Origin of the sequence: Micromonospora sp. NPDC005707, assembly GCF_040631005.1 — a bacterium.
Lineage (GTDB): Bacteria > Actinomycetota > Actinomycetes > Mycobacteriales > Micromonosporaceae > Micromonospora.
In genome coordinates, this window is record NZ_JBEXYR010000004.1 from 413,895 (window position 1) to 430,208 (window position 16,314).

General features: G+C 74.4%; 16 protein-coding genes. 9 read left to right on the plus strand and 7 right to left on the minus strand.

The annotated features are described in order from the left end of the window. Positions 1-2: 2 nt before the first annotated feature. Positions 3-926: a putative RNA methyltransferase gene (locus tag ABZ452_RS09860; protein ID WP_357940829.1), complete on the minus strand. Its 924-nt coding sequence runs from the start codon at positions 924-926 to the stop codon at positions 3-5. A gap of 1 nt (position 927) precedes the next feature. Then, the gene (locus ABZ452_RS09865) at positions 928-1,404 is read right to left on the minus strand and encodes a MarR family transcriptional regulator (RefSeq protein WP_357940831.1); all 477 of its coding nucleotides are present in this window, start codon (positions 1,402-1,404) and stop codon (positions 928-930) included. A gap of 57 nt (positions 1,405-1,461) precedes the next feature. On the opposite strand from ABZ452_RS09865, the gene ABZ452_RS09870 reads away from it, so the two are divergent. Genes ABZ452_RS09870 through ABZ452_RS09885 form a run of 4 tightly spaced genes read left to right on the plus strand, consistent with a single transcriptional unit; the run spans position 1,462 to position 4,183 of the window. Continuing rightward, positions 1,462-2,091, plus strand: coding sequence for a hypothetical protein (locus tag ABZ452_RS09870; protein ID WP_357940833.1), 630 nt, complete (start codon positions 1,462-1,464; stop codon positions 2,089-2,091). Continuing rightward, a complete protein-coding gene (locus ABZ452_RS09875; protein ID WP_357940835.1) occupies positions 2,079-2,648 on the plus strand; it encodes an NAD(P)H-dependent oxidoreductase in 570 nt (189 codons plus the stop codon). The genes ABZ452_RS09870 and ABZ452_RS09875 overlap by 13 nt, the downstream gene beginning before the upstream one ends. Beyond that, a complete protein-coding gene (locus ABZ452_RS09880) occupies positions 2,645-3,058 on the plus strand; it encodes a PPOX class F420-dependent oxidoreductase (RefSeq protein ID WP_357940837.1) in 414 nt (137 codons plus the stop codon). The genes ABZ452_RS09875 and ABZ452_RS09880 overlap by 4 nt, the downstream gene beginning before the upstream one ends. A gap of 51 nt (positions 3,059-3,109) precedes the next feature. Next, on the plus strand, positions 3,110-4,183 hold the full coding sequence (locus ABZ452_RS09885) for an adenosine deaminase (RefSeq protein ID WP_357940839.1): 1,074 nt from the start codon (positions 3,110-3,112) through the stop codon (positions 4,181-4,183). On the opposite strand, the gene ABZ452_RS09890 is transcribed toward ABZ452_RS09885, so the two are convergent. After that, positions 4,184-4,597: a hypothetical protein gene (locus ABZ452_RS09890; protein ID WP_357940841.1), complete on the minus strand. Its 414-nt coding sequence runs from the start codon at positions 4,595-4,597 to the stop codon at positions 4,184-4,186. It abuts the gene before it with no gap. A 384-nt stretch (positions 4,598-4,981) separates the two neighbouring features. Here ABZ452_RS09890 and ABZ452_RS09895 point away from each other — a divergent pair, with 384 nt between their 5' ends. From ABZ452_RS09895 to ABZ452_RS09910, 4 genes are all read left to right on the plus strand, one after another. Further along, positions 4,982-8,677 carry a nitrate- and nitrite sensing domain-containing protein gene (locus ABZ452_RS09895; protein ID WP_357940843.1) on the plus strand — a complete coding sequence of 1,232 codons (3,696 nt, stop codon included), beginning with the start codon at positions 4,982-4,984 and terminating at the stop codon, positions 8,675-8,677. Further along, positions 8,674-9,078 (plus strand): roadblock/LC7 domain-containing protein, encoded by a 405-nt coding sequence (locus ABZ452_RS09900; RefSeq protein ID WP_111134940.1) that lies wholly within the window; start codon positions 8,674-8,676, stop codon positions 9,076-9,078. The genes ABZ452_RS09895 and ABZ452_RS09900 overlap by 4 nt, the downstream gene beginning before the upstream one ends. Positions 9,079-9,178: 100 nt before the next feature. Then, entirely contained in the window at positions 9,179-9,556 is a 378-nt protein-coding gene (locus ABZ452_RS09905; RefSeq protein WP_091261430.1) for a DUF742 domain-containing protein, read from the plus strand. Between the two features lies 1 nt (position 9,557). Beyond that, positions 9,558-10,151 carry an ATP/GTP-binding protein gene (locus ABZ452_RS09910; protein ID WP_091260490.1) on the plus strand — a complete coding sequence of 198 codons (594 nt, stop codon included), beginning with the start codon at positions 9,558-9,560 and terminating at the stop codon, positions 10,149-10,151. Between the two features lie 117 nt (positions 10,152-10,268). On the opposite strand, the gene ABZ452_RS09915 is transcribed toward ABZ452_RS09910, so the two are convergent. From ABZ452_RS09915 to ABZ452_RS09925, 3 genes are all read right to left on the minus strand, one after another. Continuing rightward, positions 10,269-11,492, minus strand: coding sequence for an ABC transporter substrate-binding protein (locus tag ABZ452_RS09915; protein ID WP_357940845.1), 1,224 nt, complete (start codon positions 11,490-11,492; stop codon positions 10,269-10,271). A 129-nt stretch (positions 11,493-11,621) separates the two neighbouring features. After that, positions 11,622-13,997 (minus strand): transposase, encoded by a 2,376-nt coding sequence (locus ABZ452_RS09920; protein WP_357940847.1) that lies wholly within the window; start codon positions 13,995-13,997, stop codon positions 11,622-11,624. A 40-nt stretch (positions 13,998-14,037) separates the two neighbouring features. After that, positions 14,038-15,039, minus strand: a complete 1,002-nt coding sequence (locus ABZ452_RS09925) for a DNA primase (protein ID WP_357940849.1) — start codon at positions 15,037-15,039, stop codon at positions 14,038-14,040. A gap of 116 nt (positions 15,040-15,155) precedes the next feature. Between ABZ452_RS09925 and ABZ452_RS09930 the strand changes: the two genes are divergently transcribed. Next, positions 15,156-15,497: a helix-turn-helix transcriptional regulator gene (locus ABZ452_RS09930; RefSeq protein WP_357940851.1), complete on the plus strand. Its 342-nt coding sequence runs from the start codon at positions 15,156-15,158 to the stop codon at positions 15,495-15,497. Between the two features lie 120 nt (positions 15,498-15,617). Here the strand turns inward: ABZ452_RS09930 and ABZ452_RS09935 are convergent, their stop codons facing one another. After that, positions 15,618-16,307 carry a permease prefix domain 1-containing protein gene (locus ABZ452_RS09935; RefSeq protein WP_357940853.1) on the minus strand — a complete coding sequence of 230 codons (690 nt, stop codon included), beginning with the start codon at positions 16,305-16,307 and terminating at the stop codon, positions 15,618-15,620. Positions 16,308-16,314: the final 7 nt, after the last annotated feature.

Consider the following 16,314-nt stretch of genomic DNA (forward strand, 5'->3'; position numbering starts at 1 on the left):
CGTCAGCGCGGCCGGTGCACGCCGAGCCGCACGGCGAGGGTGACCGGCACCGGCTCGGGCAGCGCGGCGATCCGCTCGGCGAGCCGGGCCGGGTCGGCGTGCCAGGCGCTCGGACCCATCCCGACCAGCGTGGCCACCTCGCCGCGGCTCAGCTCCAGCCGGGCCCGGTGCTCGGTGGCCGACTCCTCGGCGAAGTGGGCGCTCAGGCTGCCGGCGACCCGGTCGGCCTTCTCCGGGTCCACCCGGAGCAGGTTGAGCGCGTCGACCAGCTCGGCGAGGTGATCCGCGGTCGGGGTGACCACCAGCAGCGCGCCCGCCGGGTCGAGCACCCGGTGGAACTCGGCGCCGTTGCGCGGCGCGAAGACGTTCAGCAGCACCGTCGCGGAGCGGTCGGCCAGCGGCAGCCGCTGCCAGGTGTCGGCCAGCGCCGCGGCCGCGCGCGGATGGGCCCGGGCCGCCCGGCGCAGCGCCGGCTTGGCGACGTCGAGGGCCAGGCCGACCGCGTCCGGCAGCGCCGCCAGCACCGCCGCGAGGTACCAGCCCGTGCCGGCTCCGGCGTCCACCACCAGGGGGTACGCCTCGTCGGCGCCGTCACTGCCGGCCGGGTTCGCGGCGGGCCGGGCATCCTCCGCGCCCTCCACGACCCGCGCCGCGCCGTACACGATCCGCCGGGCCGTGTCGGCGAGCGCGGCGGCCACGGTGGCGTAGTGGCCGGCGGCCAGGAAGTCGGCGCGGGCGGCGACCATCTCGGCGCTGTCCCCGGTGTGCGGGGCGCGGCCGGCGAGCAGGTTCACGTACCCCTGCCGGGCGATGTCGAAGCTGTGCCGGCGCGGGCAGCGCAGCGCCCGGGCGGTGCCGGCGGCGGTCTCGGCCAGCGGCTCGCCGCAGACCGGGCAGCGCAGCCGGGCCAGGATGCGCTGGTCCACGTCAGCCCTCCGCCGCGGTCGGGCGGCCGGACAGGCGGTCGACCACCCGCTGGGTCAGGGCACCCAGCGCGTCGATCTCCTCGGGGGTCAGCAGGTCGATGAGGTGCCGGCGGACCGCGGCGACGTGGCCCGGGGCGGCGGCCCCGATGGCGGCCCGGCCGGCCGGGGTCAACACCACGATGGAGCCGCGGCCGTCCGAGGGGTGCTCCTCCCGGGTGACCAGGCCGCGCTGCTGCATCCGGGCCAGGTGGTGGGAGAGCCGGCTGCGCGACCAGAGCATCCGGTCGGCCAACTCGCTGAGCCGCAGCCGCTGGTCGGGCGTCTCGGAGAGGTCGGAGAGGACGTCGTAGTCCGGCTCGGAGAGGCCGGCGTCCTGCATCAGATCCCGGGCCAGTTCCAGGTCGAGCAGGCGGCGCATTCGGCGATAGCCGCGCCAGGCCCGGTTTTCCCGCTCGTCCAACCACCGTGGTGCGTCCATGCGCCGAGCCTAACCGACTTGTTGACATGTCACCAAGCTCGCCCTAAGGTGGATGACATGTCAACCACATTGCCCACGCGGCTGGTGCGGCTCCTGGCCGGCCTGTTCCTCTTCGGCGCCAGCGTGGCGCTGATGGTCCGGGCGGATCTCGGCCTGTCCTCCTGGGACGTGCTGCACCAGGGCATCGCCGACCGGACCGGCCTGCCGCTCGGGTGGGTCGTCAACGGCGTGGCGCTGCTGGTCCTGCTGCTCTGGTTTCCGCTGCGCCAGCGGCCGGGCGTGGGAACAGTGGCCAACGTGGCGCTGGTCGGCCTGGCGCTCGACGCGGTCCTGGCGGTGCTGCCGCCACTGTCCGCACTTCCCGCCCGGATCGGCCTGCTGGTCCTCGGCGTGCTGCTCAACGGGGTGGCCACCGGCCTCTACCTCGGCGCCCGCCTCGGGCCCGGGCCCCGTGACGGCCTGATGACCGGCCTCGCCGCGCGCGGCCTGCCCGTCGGCCGCGTCCGCACCCTGATCGAGCTGGTGGTGCTGGCCCTCGGCTGGCTGCTCGGCGGCACGGTCGGTCCCGGCACCCTGCTGTACGCCCTGGCCATCGGGCCGCTCGCCCAGTTCCTCATCCCCCGACTCGCCGTGCCGGCCCCCGGCCGTCCCGCCCCGACAGGAGTGACCTCGCCATGCCCCGCCTGAACGTGATCGTCGCCAGCACCCGACCCGGCCGGGTGGGCCGCCGCCTCGGCGACTGGTTCGCCGAGGCGGCCGTCCGCCACGGCGCCTTCGACGAGGTGCGCCTCGTGGACCTCGCCGAGGTCGGGCTGCCGTTCCACGACGAGCCGCACCACCCCTCGGAGGGCGTCTACCTGCACGAGCACACCCGGTCGTGGAGCGAGACCACCGCCGCCGCCGATGCCTTCGTGCTGGTGATGCCGGAGTACAACTACGGCTTCAGCGCGCCGCTGAAGAACGCGATCGACTACCTCTACCACGAGTGGCGGCACAAGCCGGTGGGCTTCGTCAGCTACGGCATGACCTCCGGCGGCCTGCGGGCGGTCCAGATGATCAAGCAGGTGGTGACCACGTTGAACATGGTGCCGGTCAACGAGGCGGTGGCGATCTTCCTGCGGCAGGCGCTGGACGAGGCCGGCGGACTGCGACCGGATCCGGGCCGGGAGGCCGCCGCGGACCAGATGCTCGACCAGCTGGCCCGGCTGGCCGTCGCGCTCGCGCCGCTGCGGGTGCCCGCGTGACCGCCCGGCTGTGGGAGCTGTTCGGCGAGCGAGGGCGCGGGACCCTGGTGACCCTGCGCCGGGACGGCCGGCCGCAGCTCTCCAACGTCGACTACCTGGCCGAGCCGGGGCTGATCCGCTGCTCCACGACGGGCGACCGGGCGAAGGTGCGCAACCTGCGGCGCGATCCGCGGGCCAGCTTCCACGTCAGCACCGCCGACGGCGGGGCGTACGCGGTGGCCGAGGGGCGGGTGGACATCACCCCGCCGGCCGCGGCGGCCGACGACGCCACGGTCGAGGAACTGGTCGAGGTCTACCGGCGGATCCGGGGCGAGCACCCGGACTGGGCGGACTACCGGGCGGCCATGGTGGCCGACGGCCGGCTGGTGCTCCGGCTCACGGTCGAGCGGGTGTACGGCTGGCGGCCCTGAGCCGGCCCGGTCCGGTGCCGCTTTCCGACGGTCGGTGACTAGGGTCGGTGCATGGCAATCTCGTACGAGGACATCGTCAAGGTCCCGAAGGCGCTGCTGCACGACCACCTCGACGGCGGTCTGCGGCCCGCGACGATCGTCGAGCTGGCCGCCGAGGCCGGCCACGAGCTGCCCACCAGTGACCCGGACGCGCTGGGCCGCTGGTTCGCCGAGGCGGCGAACTCCGGTTCGCTGGAGCGCTACCTGGAGACCTTCGCGCACACCGTGGCGGTCATGCAGACCGGGCCCGCGCTGCGCCGGGTGGCCCGCGAGTGCGCGCTCGACCTGGCCGCCGACGGGGTGGTCTACGCCGAGGTCCGGTTCGCCCCCGAGCAGCACCTGGAGCAGAACCTGACCCTGGACGAGGTGGTCGACGCGGTGGTCACCGGTTTCCGGGAGGGCAGCGCCCTGGCCGCCGAGGCGGGCACCCCGATCCGGGTCGGGACGCTGCTCACCGCGATGCGGCACGCGGCCCGCTCGCAGGAGATCGCCGAGCTGGCCGTGCGGCACCGGGACACCGGGGTGGTCGGGTTCGACATCGCCGGGGCGGAGGCGGGTTTCCCGCCCACCCGGCACCTGGACGCCTTCGAGTACCTTCAGCGGGAGAACTTCCACTTCACCATCCACGCCGGAGAGGCGTTCGGGCTGCCGTCGATCTGGCAGGCGATCCAGTGGTGCGGCGCGGACCGGCTCGGGCACGGCGTCCGGATCGTCGACGACATCACGCCCGGGAACCCGCCGGTGCTGGGCCGGCTGGCCGCGTACGTGCGGGACAAGCGGATCCCGCTGGAGCTGTGCCCCTCCTCCAACGTGCAGACCGGGGCCGCCGCGTCGATCGCCGACCACCCGATCGGGCTGCTGCGCGACCTGCGCTTCCGGGTGACGGTCAACACCGACAACCGGCTGATGAGCGGCACCTCGATGTCCCGCGAGATGGCCCTGCTGGTGGACGCCTTCGGCTACGGCTGGAAGGAACTCCAGTGGTTCACCATCAACGCCATGAAGAGCGCCTTCATCCCGTTCGACGAGCGGCTGAAGATCATCGACGAGGTGATCAAGCCGGCGTACGCCAAGCTGATCGGCTGATCACGGCTGCCGCGGGTGGCCGGCGAGCAGAGCGGCTACCCGCCGCAGCACCTGCCCGGCCCGGGCCGCCTCGGCGCCCAGCCCGGTCTGCCGGCGCAGCACCGCCGGCTCCGCCCGCAGCAACGCCACCCCGCGCCGGATCAGCACGCGGGGCGCCTTGCGCTGTTCGGCCAGATCGCGGGCGAGCCGGCGGACGAAGGTGGCCCCGCGGGGGCGGCGCAGCGCGTACGCCCCGGCGAGCAGGCCCCGGCGGCGGCACTCCGCGACGATCTCGGCGGCGAAGATCCCTTCGGCGACGAAAAGTGGCGATCCGTCGACGTCGAATGGCCGGGTGGCCACCCGGCGGTCCGCGCCGATCGCATAAACCGGCACTTCGGCCTTGCCGTCCCGGGCCAGTCGGGCGATTGTGTCCACCGCTGTGTCCGCATCCCAGGCCAGCGGGGACTCCCAGTCCACCTCTCCGTTTCGACGCGGCAACGTAGGGTCATCGCCGTCCTTGTAGAAGTCGTCGAGACAGAGGACAGGAAGTCCGGTTCGCTGGGCTATATACGACTTTCCGGAGCCGGAAGGGCCAGCGAGCAGGACGACGCGGTGCGGGTGTTCCATTACTTTGAGTGACTCCGGCCAGACGGATTGCTATCAAATTGCATCAACATCTCATCACACCTCCGGCGAGGGACAACCTGGGCTTTCTCTTTGCGGGGCGGCGTGATGGAATCTCGGAGGTCCGACCCGCCGGGTCGGTCGCTCGGCGTTGCCCACAGGCGACGCCGGACGCGGTAATGCGAGGGCGGTGACGTGAGCAAACGGCCAACGACGGCGGGCTCCTTCCTGTCGCGTCTGAGCCGGCCGGCCAGCCGGCTCCGCGACATGCCGATCTGGTCCAAGCTCGGCCTGATCATGATCGTGCCGACCATCGCGACAGTCGTGGTCGGCACCAGCGGTCTGGTCGACCACCTGGAGACGCTGAACAATGCCAACCGAGCCGGTGACCTGGCGAACCTGATCTCCTACTCGGGTGACCTGGCCGACACGCTCCAGGACGAGCGGGTCACCTCGGTGCTCTTCCTCAGCTCGACGGAAGTGCAGACGCGGGCGCAGTACCAGGAGGCCTACAACCGGGCGAACCAGCGGGTCGACCAGGCGAAGTCGCCCTACTCCCGACAGCGGCTCGAGATCAACGATCTGCCGCGCACGTTCGAGGCCCGGCTGAAGGCCGTCGACGACGGGCTCTCCGATCTCCCGGGCACCCGCAGCCAGGTCCTCAACGGCAAGCTCACCGGCGACGAAGCGCAGACGTCGTACGAGGGTCTGATCACCAACCTGCTCTCGGTCCGCGACTCGGCCATCCAGCTCGCCGGCGACAACGACCTGAGCGACCGGATGCGCGCCGCGGCCGCGGTCGCCCGGCAGAAGGAATACCTGGCCCAGCGCCGCGTGATCGTGCACGAGGTGCTGAACGGGAAGCGCCTCACCCCGAACCTGCGCGAGCAGTTCATCGAGAGCCGCACCGGCCAGACGCAGGCGTTCCAGAACTTCAAGGCGGTCGCCAACCAGACCGACTCGGAGTTCTTCGACCAGACCGTCAGCGGCTCCGACCTGCGCAAGGCGGAGCGCTACACCAGCCAGATCGCTGCGACCAACGACGGCGACCTGTCGAAACCGCCGTTCTCGACCGACGACTGGGACGCCACGATGGTGGCGTACGCCAAGCTGATCCTCACGGTCGAGAACCGGCTGGACGGCAACGTGGTCCGCCAGGCCGACGAGCTGCGGTCGGACACCCAGCGCCAGGTGTTCCTGGAGACCGGCCTGCTGCTGAGCATGCTGCTGCTGGCCATCCTCTTCGCGTACCTGGTCGCCCGCTCCATGGCCCGCTCGCTGCGTGAGCTGCGTCAGGGCGCCCTCTCGGTGGCCCAGTACGGCCTGCCGCAGGCGGTGGCCCGGCTGCGCGACCCGCAGGTCACCGGGCAGCTCTCCCCGGTGCAGCTGGCCAACCAGATCGCCGAGCCGCTGCCGGTACGCAGCAAGGACGAGTTCGGCCAGGTGACCGAGGCGTTCAACGCCGTCCACCTGGAGGCCGTCCGCACCGCGGCCGAGCAGGCCGCCCTGCGGGCCTCCGTCGCGACCATGTTCGTCAACCTGGCCCGCCGGTCGCAGATCCTGGTCGACCGGCTGATCGGCCACCTCGACCGGCTGGAGCGCGGCGAGGAGGACCCGGACCGGCTGGCCGAGCTGTTCCAGCTCGACCACCTGGCCACGCGGATGCGCCGCAACGACGAGAACCTGCTGGTCCTCGCCGGCGCGGACTCCACCCGCGTGCAGCGCGAGCCGGCCGCCCTGATCGACGTGCTCCGCGCCGCGCAGTCCGAGGTCGAGCACTACACCCGGATCGAGTTCGGCGTGATCGACCGGGACATCGAGGTCGCCGCGCACGCGGTCAACGACCTCGTGCACCTGGTCGCCGAGCTGTTCGACAACGCCACCGCCTTCTCCCCGCCGGACTCCCAGGTCATGGTGGAGGCCCGGCGCGTGGGTGACCGTGCCTCCCTCTACGTCGAGGACCGGGGCATCGGCATCAGCCACGACCAGCTCCGCGAGCTGAACGAGCGGCTGGCCACGCCGCCACAGGTCGATGTGGCGGTCTCCCGGATGATGGGCCTCGTGGTGGTCGCCCGGCTGGCCTCCCGGCACGGCGTCAAGGTCGAGCTGCGGCCCGGCGCCGACCGGGGCACCGTCGCCGACGTCACGCTGCCCACCTCGGTCCTGGTGCCGCGCGCCCTGGCCGGCCGCGGCCAGTCCGCGCCGGCCCTCCCGGCCGCCGGCCCGCAGCACGGCGGTCCCGCCCCGGCCTTCGGCCAGGGCGGTCCCGCCCCGGCCTTCGGCCAGGGCGGTCCCGCCCCGGCCTTCGGCCAGGGCGGTCCCGCCCCGGCCTTCGGCGCCCTGGCCGCCCTGGGCAACGGCCCGCACACGCCGCCGGTCCCGCACCCCGGTGCGTCCGGCAACCAGGTCACCCTGGGCGGGCGGTCCTTCGACCCGGCGTCGCGCAACGGCTCCGGCACCCCGGCCAACGCGGGCGGGGCCCGGTCGATGCCGGCCTGGTCCGACCTGACCGGCGCCGGCCCCCTGGCCGGCGGTGACAACTTCAGCCCGCGGAACTCGAACGGCCAGCCGATCGACCCGCTGCCCCAGCGGCGCAACCCGGCCGAGGGCGACCCGGCCACCACCGGTCAGCAGCCGGCCATCCCGCGGCAGCTGCCGAGCAGCCCGGAGGCCCGGCCGTACAACCCGCCGCCGGTCTCCGCCCCGCCGGTCCCGCCGGTCTCCGGTGTCCCGGTCTCGGGCTACCCCGTGTCCGGCTCGCCGGCTCAGGGCTACCCGGTCTCGGGTGCGCCGGCCTCCGGTTACCCCGTGTCGGGTGCGCCGGGCTACCCCGTGTCGGGTGCGCCGGGTTACCCCGTGTCGGGTGCGCCGGCCTCCGGTTACCCCGTGTCGGGCGTGCCCGCCTCCGGTCAGCCCGTGTCGGCCGCCCCGGCCGCCGGCTACCCGGTCTCGGTGCCTCCGGCGAACCAGCTGCCGCAGCGCCCCGCCCCGCCGGCTCCGGCGCCGCACGTCGGCGCTCCGCCGGTCTGGCCGCCGGTCGCCACGCCCGACCAGGCCGCGGCTCCGGCCGTGCCGGAGCGGCTCGCCGCCGGTCTGGACATGACCACCGAGCTGCCCCGGGTCACCCGCCCGGAGACGGCACCGGCCGCCAACCGGCCGGCGCCGGCCCCCGCGCCGCGCCCGGCAACCCCGCAGCAGCCGGGCAACCGCCAGCGGTACGCGGACGAGACGATGGAGCTGCCGATCTTCCGGGAGCTCGAGTCGGCCTGGTTCCGCACCAGCCGGCCGGGGCCCAAGGAGGAGGCGGCGGCAGCGCAGCCGGCCGCAGCGCAGCCGGCCGCGTCCAACGGCGCCGCGACCCAGCAGTTCGCCAAGGTCGACGCCGCCGGTCGGGCCGTGCAGCAGACACCACCCGGGACGACAGGTAACACACCGATGGCACAGACTCCGACGGCCGGCGGAGCGCCGCAGGGCAACGGCGCGACGAACGGGGGTGCCCGTCCCGGTCACGCCGGTGCGCTGCCGACCCGGCAGCCCTCCGTCCCGCCGCAGCCCGGTTGGCAGACCGCGGCCGACGACGGTTGGCGGGCCGCCTCGGCGGCCACCGAGGTCCCGGTCGAGGAGACCACCCAGAAGGGCCTGCCGAAGCGGACGCCGATGGCGCAGCTCGTGCCCGGTGGCGTCGAGAAGCCGTCCACGTCGGTGCAGCGCCGCACGCCGGAAGGTGTACGGGGTCTGCTCTCGGCCTACCATCGGGGCGTGCAGCGGGGGCGCAACAACCCGACCGACAGCAACTCCACCGGCCCGGAGGGAACTCCGGGCGGGCAGCAGTCCTCGCAGTCTGGCTCAGGCCCAGTGGCCGGGAGCGGGCAGAAGGAGCAACAAGGATGACTACTACGCAGGATCTCGGATGGCTGCTGGCCAACTTCGCCGACCGGGTGCCCGGTGTGGCGCACGCGGTCGCCGTCTCCGCCGACGGCCTGCTCCTCGCGGCGTCCCGTGATCTCCCGCGGGACCGCGCGGACCAGTTGGCGGCGATCTCGTCCGGTCTGGTCAGCCTGACCCAGGGCGCGGCCCGCTGCTTCGAGGGCGGCGCGGTGCTCCAGACCGTCGTCGAGATGGACAACGGCTTCCTGTTCCTGATGTCCATCTCGGACGGCTCGTCCTTCGCCGTGCTCGCCGCGCGCAGCTGCGACGTCGGGCAGGTCGGTTACGAGATGGCCCTGCTCGTCGACCGGGTGGGCGACGCTCTGACCCCGCAGCCGCGCACGGCTGTCGGGATGATGGGCTGAACGACGCGCTGACCGGTGGGTCAGAAGCGGCAACAACTACGACAAGGACGAACACCACCGGGGCGAGCCGGTGCCGGGTACGAAGGAGGTGAGCGGCGACATGGTTGATCGTGACGAACCGACCGGAGCGTTGGTCCGTCCATACGCCGTGACCCGCGGTCGTACCCGCCCCCGGCTCGAGATCGCCCTGGAGGCGCTCGTCGAGACGACGGTGCGCGGCCGGTCGGTTGCCACTGGCAACGGTGGCCAGGGCCGGGAGCACCAGTACATCGCCGCGCTGTGTGACGGACGTGTGCAGTCGCTCGCCGAAATTGCGGCGCGGATGCAGCTTCCGCTCGGCGTGGCCCGGGTGCTCATCGCCGACATGGCGACGGACGGCCTGGTCGCGGTCCACGAGCCGACCATTTTGGACGACTCTGACGACGCGGTGGGCACTGAACTGCTGGAGAGGGTGCTGAGTGGACTTCGCAGGCTCTGACATGTCGCACCGGCCGCCTGCCCCGAGCGGGCGCGTGACGTCGGCGAAGATCGTTATCGCCGGTGGATTCGGCGTCGGCAAGACGACGCTGGTCGGCTCGGTCTCGGAGATCACGCCGCTGACCACCGAGGCGATCATGACCTCCGCCGGCGTGGGCGTCGACGACACCCGGCAGGTGCCGGGCAAGACGACGACCACGGTGGCCATGGACTTCGGTCGTATCTCGATCGACCGCGATCTGATCCTGTACCTGTTCGGTACGCCGGGTCAGACCCGGTTCTGGTTCATGTGGGACGAACTGGTGCGGGGCGCTATCGGCGCCGTCGTGCTGGTCGACACCCGCCGGCTGGCCGACTGCTTCGCCGCCATCGACTTCTTCGAGCACCGGCGGCTGCCGTACCTGGTGGCCATCAACTGCTTCGACGGGATGCAGTACCACGACCCGCAGGACGTCCGGGACGCGCTCGCGATCTCGTCGGACGTTCCGGTGGTGGCCTGCGACGCCCGTAACCGGGAGTCGACGAAGCACGTGCTGATCTCGCTGGTCGAGTACGTGCTCACCATGCGGCGCTCGCGGGCCGTCGCCCCCGCCTGACCCGGTGACGAAGCGCCCGGCGGCCATCGGCCACCGGGCGCTTCTCGCTGTCTGCCGTTCGGTACGCAGCGCAGCCGGGCGGTGACCGTCCCGCCGGGACGGTCACCGCCCGGACGGTCAGGCGTACGGGCGCCAGGCGCCCTGTGTGAGCACGTAAACGGCAAGCGAATCGGGCTCCATGCCACCGTGCCGGGCCGCCGTGAAGGCGTATCCGCCGGCGATCCCCTCGGCCACCTGGGTCTGCAGGAACGCCCGCAACCGTCCACGGTCGAGGCTCGCGGCCAGCCGGGCCGACGCGGCGACGAGCTGGAGCGCGTCCGAGGCGTACGGGGCGAAGGTGTTCGAGGTGCCGTACCGCTGGGTGTAGCGGTAGGTGAAGTCCCGCCGCTCCAGATCGGCCGTGCTGGTCGCGGTCAGCGTGGAGCCGGACAGGCAGGCCGGGTGCACGGCGTACGCACCCTCGACCGCGGCGGCGTTGGCGGCGCTGAGCGTGTCCTCGGCGACCGCGCCGGCGTCGAAGAAGAGCGGCCCGCGGTAACGGGCCCGGCGCAGCTCCCGGGCGGCCACGCCGGAATCCGGTGCGGCGCCCCAGACGATCACCCCGTCCGGCTTGGCGGCGGCGATCCGCCGGGCGGCGGCGGCGAAGCTCCGCCCGGTGGCGGGCAGCCGGATCGTGCGGACCAGGTCGGCGTCGCTGCCGGCCAGCGCGGCGCGCACCGCCTGCACGCCGGAGTCTCCGTGCAGCCCGTCGGCGGCCAGCAGGGCCACCCGCCGTACGCGCTGCGTCCCGACGAGGTCGGCCAGCCGGCGGGCCACGTCGACGGCGTCCGGGGTGAGCTGGAAGCTGAAGGTCCGTTCGTCGAGCGGCAGCACGACGCCGTCCCCGAGGCCCAGCGAGAGGAAGGGGGTCTTGACCTTCTCCGCCGCCTCGGCGAGGGCCACCGAGGTCTCCGCCAGGGTGCCGCCGACCAGGGCCTGCGCGCCGGCACGGGTCAGCTCGGCCGCCTGCCGGGCCGCCTCCCGGGGGTTGCCGCGGTTGTCACGGATGTCGAGACGGACCGACCGCCGCAGGTTGCCCACCGGGATGCCGGTCTTGTTCAGCGCGTCCGCGGTGATTTCGAGGGCCCGCTGCTGGGGAATGCCGAGCGCGGCGCCCCGGCCGGTGAGTTCCAGGCTGGCGCCGATGATCAGGTCCTGGCTGGCGGAGGCGCTGCTGGCCGAGGACTCGTCGTCCGGCCGCTCGCCCTGCTGCCCGCAGCCGGCGAGCAGCAGGCTGCCGGCCGCCGCGGCGAGGACACCCCGACGGGTGAACACGGAGGAGCCGATTGCCGGTGTCGCCATTGGAGCCGCCTTCCCACCCCCGGCGAACATCCGCCGCCGGCTGGTCCGCCGGTATGCTCCCGGCCGGCCGCGTCCGGCGTCAAATTATCCGGGTGTGGGCAGGAACACGCAGGTGGGGCGCGACTCCGATCAGGACCGGTAGCCCGCGGACCGGTACTCGTACTCCCGGTCGTCGTCGCGGTCGCCGGTGTCCCGGCTGAAGTCCCAACCGCCGGCGGCCTCCCGGCCGGGGCGACCGCCGACGGCGAAGCCGCCGATCTCCTGCCCGCGCCGCCAGCCTCGGAAGTAGCCGGTGGTGTTCTCGGCGAGGCTGGCCGCGTTGCGGACGATCCGGAGTGGACGCTCCTCCCGGAGCGGCGAGCCCGGCACCAGGTTGGCCTGCGGGACCCGCTTTGGCAGGCCGGCCTTGGTCTCGTCGCCCACCGACGGGCGGGCCGCCTGCTCGGCCGCCTGCCAGCCGGTGTCCGCGGTGGTCGCCCAGTCGAGGTCGGCCTCGTCGCCGTGCCCGACGAACCAGGCGGACTTCGCCTGCGCGAAGATCAGCAGGTCGCCGTCGCCCTCGTCGGAGACCGGCGGCGGCCGGTGCTCCTTCGGCGCGGGACGCCGCTCCAGCGGGGCGGGCGCCTCCACGCGGGGCGCCGGGCGGCTCGGCCGGTTGGCGTCCGGCCGGTCGACCAGCCGCAGCGGCGGCGCGTCCAGACCGGGGTCGGTCGGCGGGTCCAGCTGGTCGCGCAACGCGCGGTCGGCCAGCGGCGGCGGCTCCACGAGCCGCAGCATCGGCGGCTCCTGCGGCAGGTCGTCGGCGAGCCACGGCGGGGTGACCCGGCCCGGGTCGCTCGGCGCGTCCACCCCCCGCCCGTACGGGTAGGCCGGCGCCTCCTTGGCCCGGTCGTCCTGGTCCTCGCCGGTGTTGACCAGCGGCCAGTTGGCCCGGGAGCCCGGGGGAGCGGCCTCCTGGCCGGGGCGGGGCGTCGGCACCGGGATGGTCAGGTCGGTGGCGCTGAAGCCGCCGGTCGGTGGCTCCTGGTTGGTCTTCGGCCGGGGCGGGATGACCGTCCGCTGCCGCTCGGCCCGGGCCTTGTTGATCGCCGCGGTGGTCAGTGTCGGGCGGAACGGCTCCCCGGCCTCGGCCGGCGGCACGGCGCCGCGCTGCGCCGGGGCGATCGGGGTGATCCCGGGCGGCGGCGGTGGCGGGGCGGAGATGGGGCGGTTGGTCGGCCCGTCCACCCGCGACGGCAGCGGGGCGCCGGTCGGCTCGGGGCGGGCGTGCGGCGCGGAGGCCGGCCGACCCAGGGAGGCGGCCGGTGCGACCGGCGAAGGGGCGACGGGCGGCGGCGCGACCGGCGCCGGGGCCACCGGGGGCGGGCCGAGGGGGCGCGGTGCGGGCGGGGCGGCCGGACCGGCCGGCTCGGGACGGCTGCGCCGACCCACGAGCCCGGAGACCGGCTCGGGACGGCTGCGTCGCGCGGCCTGCTCCGCGACGGGCTCGGACTCGGCCGGGCGCAACGGGCGCAGCCCGGCGGCGGACGGGACCAGCTCGTCGACCTGCTCGCCGCGGCGCGCGGCGGCCCGGCGGCCGGGTGCCGGAGCGGGCGTGGTGACCCGGGCACTGAGCGCGCCCACAAGCGCGTCGCAGCCGGCGTCGCACGCCCGGACGGAGGCGACCGCCTGCCGCACGGTCTCGGCGACGGCGGCGGTGAGCGCCCGGTTGACGGTGGCCCGCCGGGGCGTCTCGGAGATGGCGACCCGCAGCGCGGTCACCGCGTCGTTGATGGTGTCCGCGTCCGCCACACCCTCGGCGGCCAGGTGGGCGGCGACGGCGTCCGCCGCCACCGCGACCTCGCGGCCCCGGGTCACCGTGCCGGTGAGCATGCCCGGCTCGGGCAGCGCGTCGAGGATGGCCAGGGAGACCGGCTCGGCCGGGTCGGGGTACGCGCGCAGCGCGGCCGGGTAGAGCTCGCGGAGCACCTCGCGCAGCGCCACCGCGGCGGAGTGCCGGCCGCTGGCCAGTGCCGCGTGCGCGGCGAGGACCTGCTTGTAGTTGGCGAGGTCGCGCGGCGCCGGGAGGGTCACCGCGGAGAGCGCGCCGGCCTGGAGCGCGCGGGCCAGCCCGACCGCGCGGCGCTCGGCCGGCGGGGACTGCATCTCCTCCAGCGAGTCGTCATCGGCGAAGCGCTCGGCGAAGTCGTCGACCGAGTCGTCGTCCGCGATCGCCAGCGGCCGGCCCGCCGCGCTCAGCAGCGAGGTGACGGTGTGGTCGTCGCTGTCGGCCGCGATGGCCGCACCGCTCGGCCCGCCCGACCGCTCCACGAGCAGCGCGACCAGCTGGGCGTAGCCAGCCGGGTCGTCACCGATCTCGCAGACATGCAGCAGACGGCCTGCGTCGTCGACCACAGCGGACGTCAGCGTCGATCCGACCGAAGCCGACCGGTCGGCGGAATCCGCCGAGGCCAGACCGCAGTACACGCGCACGAGCGCCACGGCGTCGTCCTCCTCCCGGGACACAGGTCTTGCTCTGCCAGAGACTGATGCTCCCCGCTCCGGGTCAGTCGCGCCAGTCCACAACAGCAGAGATCTTGCCGACAATGGTGCGCCAACCCAAACTTGCGGTTTGTGCCCCGATTTTCTTCAGCCGGCGCCGGCCCAGGAATCCACCGATTCCGCCGTTGACAGAAGCGCGCAGCGCCTCGTCCAGGTCGTCCAGGCTGGACCCCGCGGAGAGCATGTCGAGCACCGCCGGTAGCCGCAGGGCGTACGCCAGGTCACGGGCGACCTCGCCGGCCTCGATCAGCAGCGTCGGGTCCCACGCGTCGTGGCCGCCGCGGAGATTCTCCACTACCAGGTCGAGCTCGTAGGTGTCCTCGTCCAGCGGGGCGATGTCGGCCGGTTCAACCCGTTCAGACAGTTCATTCCAGCTGTCCAGTTGAGACAGGTCGTTGGGCGCACCGGAACGGATGAAACTGACCAGCGACTCCGGGGTCTTGAACAGCAGCAGCTTGCCGCGGTGGGTGAGGAAGGCCGGCACCTCCTCGTCGCCCGCGGCGGCGTCCGCCTCGTCCTCGTCCGCCTCGTCCTCGTCCGCCTCGGCGGTGTCCGCCTCGTCCGTGGTCTCGTCGGCGGCCGCCTCGGCCTTGCCGCGCCGGCCGCGCCCGGCCCGCTTCTCGTCGTCGGCGTCCTCGTCCTCCTCGGCGGCGAGGGCGGCGAACTCCTCGTCGAGGATCACCACCTCCTCGTCGTCCTCGGCCTCGACGACCTGGCGACGGGCCAGGAAGGGGTCGTCCTGGTCGCGCTCGGCGACGTCGGTCGGAGTCAGCTCCCGCGCCGGCCGGTAGGCCCGCAGCGTGAAGCCCGTGCCGGCGGGCAGGGCGATCTCCACCGGGTCGATCCGCAGCTCGTCCCAGAGCGCGCGGTCGGCCGCCGGGCGGTCGACCTCGACCTCGTCTGCTGCGGCCGACGCGGTGGTGTCGTCGAGCTCGGGCTCGTCGGCGTCGGGCCGTTGGGGCGACTGGCGGGCCACGCTGACCTCCGTGTGCTTCGGGTTGCCCACCCGGCGGCGGTCGGCCGCCGAGTGACTCTGCGCACATACCCTAGTGGGCGTCCCACCGTCGCCGGGAGCCGCACCCCGGTGGCGTCCCGACCCGCGGACAAGTAGTCTTGCTACACATGAAGGCCCAGGCGCTGCACGGACACCTGGATGCGCTGCTGCTCGCGGTGCTGGAGCAGGGCGCGCTGCACGGCTACGCGATCATCGAGGCGCTCCGGGCCCGCAGCGGCGGCACCCTGGACCTGCCCACCGGCACCATCTATCCGGCGCTGCGCCGCCTGGAGCGGGCCGGCTACGTGGCCAGCGCCTGGAGCACCGTCAACGGCCGGGAGCGGCGCACCTACGAGCTCACCGAGGCCGGCGGCCGGGCGCTCGCCGGGGAACGTGCCGGGTGGCAGGAGTTCAGCGCCACCGTAGGCCGCTTCCTCGGCGCCGGGGCGCCGCCCGCCACCCCAGCCTGACACCGCCAGCCGTCCGCAGGCGCCGGCCGTCCTCAGGCCGCCGGCCGTTCACAGGCCGCCGGCCGTCCGCGGGCCGCCGGCCGTCCGCGGGCCGCCGGCCGTCCGCGGGCCGCCGGCACGTCAGCCGGCGACGCGCGGCCCGAGGGTGGTCCGCAGCCAGCAGCGGGCGGCCCGGGCCAGGGCGAACCAGCCCGCGCTGACCAGCACCGCCCCGATGATCATCGGGGGCCAGGTCAGCGCCGCGTCCCACAGCTGGACCGACCAGCCGAACAGGGCGCTGCCGGCGAGCGCGCCGAGCGCCAGCCCACCGGTCAGCCCGTAACCCACGGCGTGGGCCAGTCGGGGCAACCGGGGCGACCCGCTCCGGGCGGCGAGCAGCCCGAGCAGCAGCCCGGCCAGGGCCAGCGCGGCGACCAGGCCCCAGATCCCGTGCAGCGAGGCGGAGAGCAGCAGGTAACCCTCCGGTGGGCGGGGCCCGTCGCTCCAGCTCGACCCCTGCCAGGTCAGGTCGCCGCCGGCCATCAGCACCACCGCCACCGCCAGCGCCCGCAGCGCCAGCCCGCGCAGCGCTCCGGCCGCCAGCTCGGCCTGGTAGCCGGGAGCGAGCTGGCCCGGAGTGCCGAACTCGGCCACCGCCCGCCGCTCGGCCTCCGCGACCGGCAGGCCGCCCTCCCGGTACGCCTCGACGGCGTCCTCCAGCGCGTGCCGTGCCTCGGTCAGCAGGTCCGCCTTGAGCCGGGCCGGCCCGTGCAGCTGCCCGGCCAGCTCGCGCAGCCGCTCCTCGACGCGGATCTCCTTGTGCCCCCGCATGGCACCA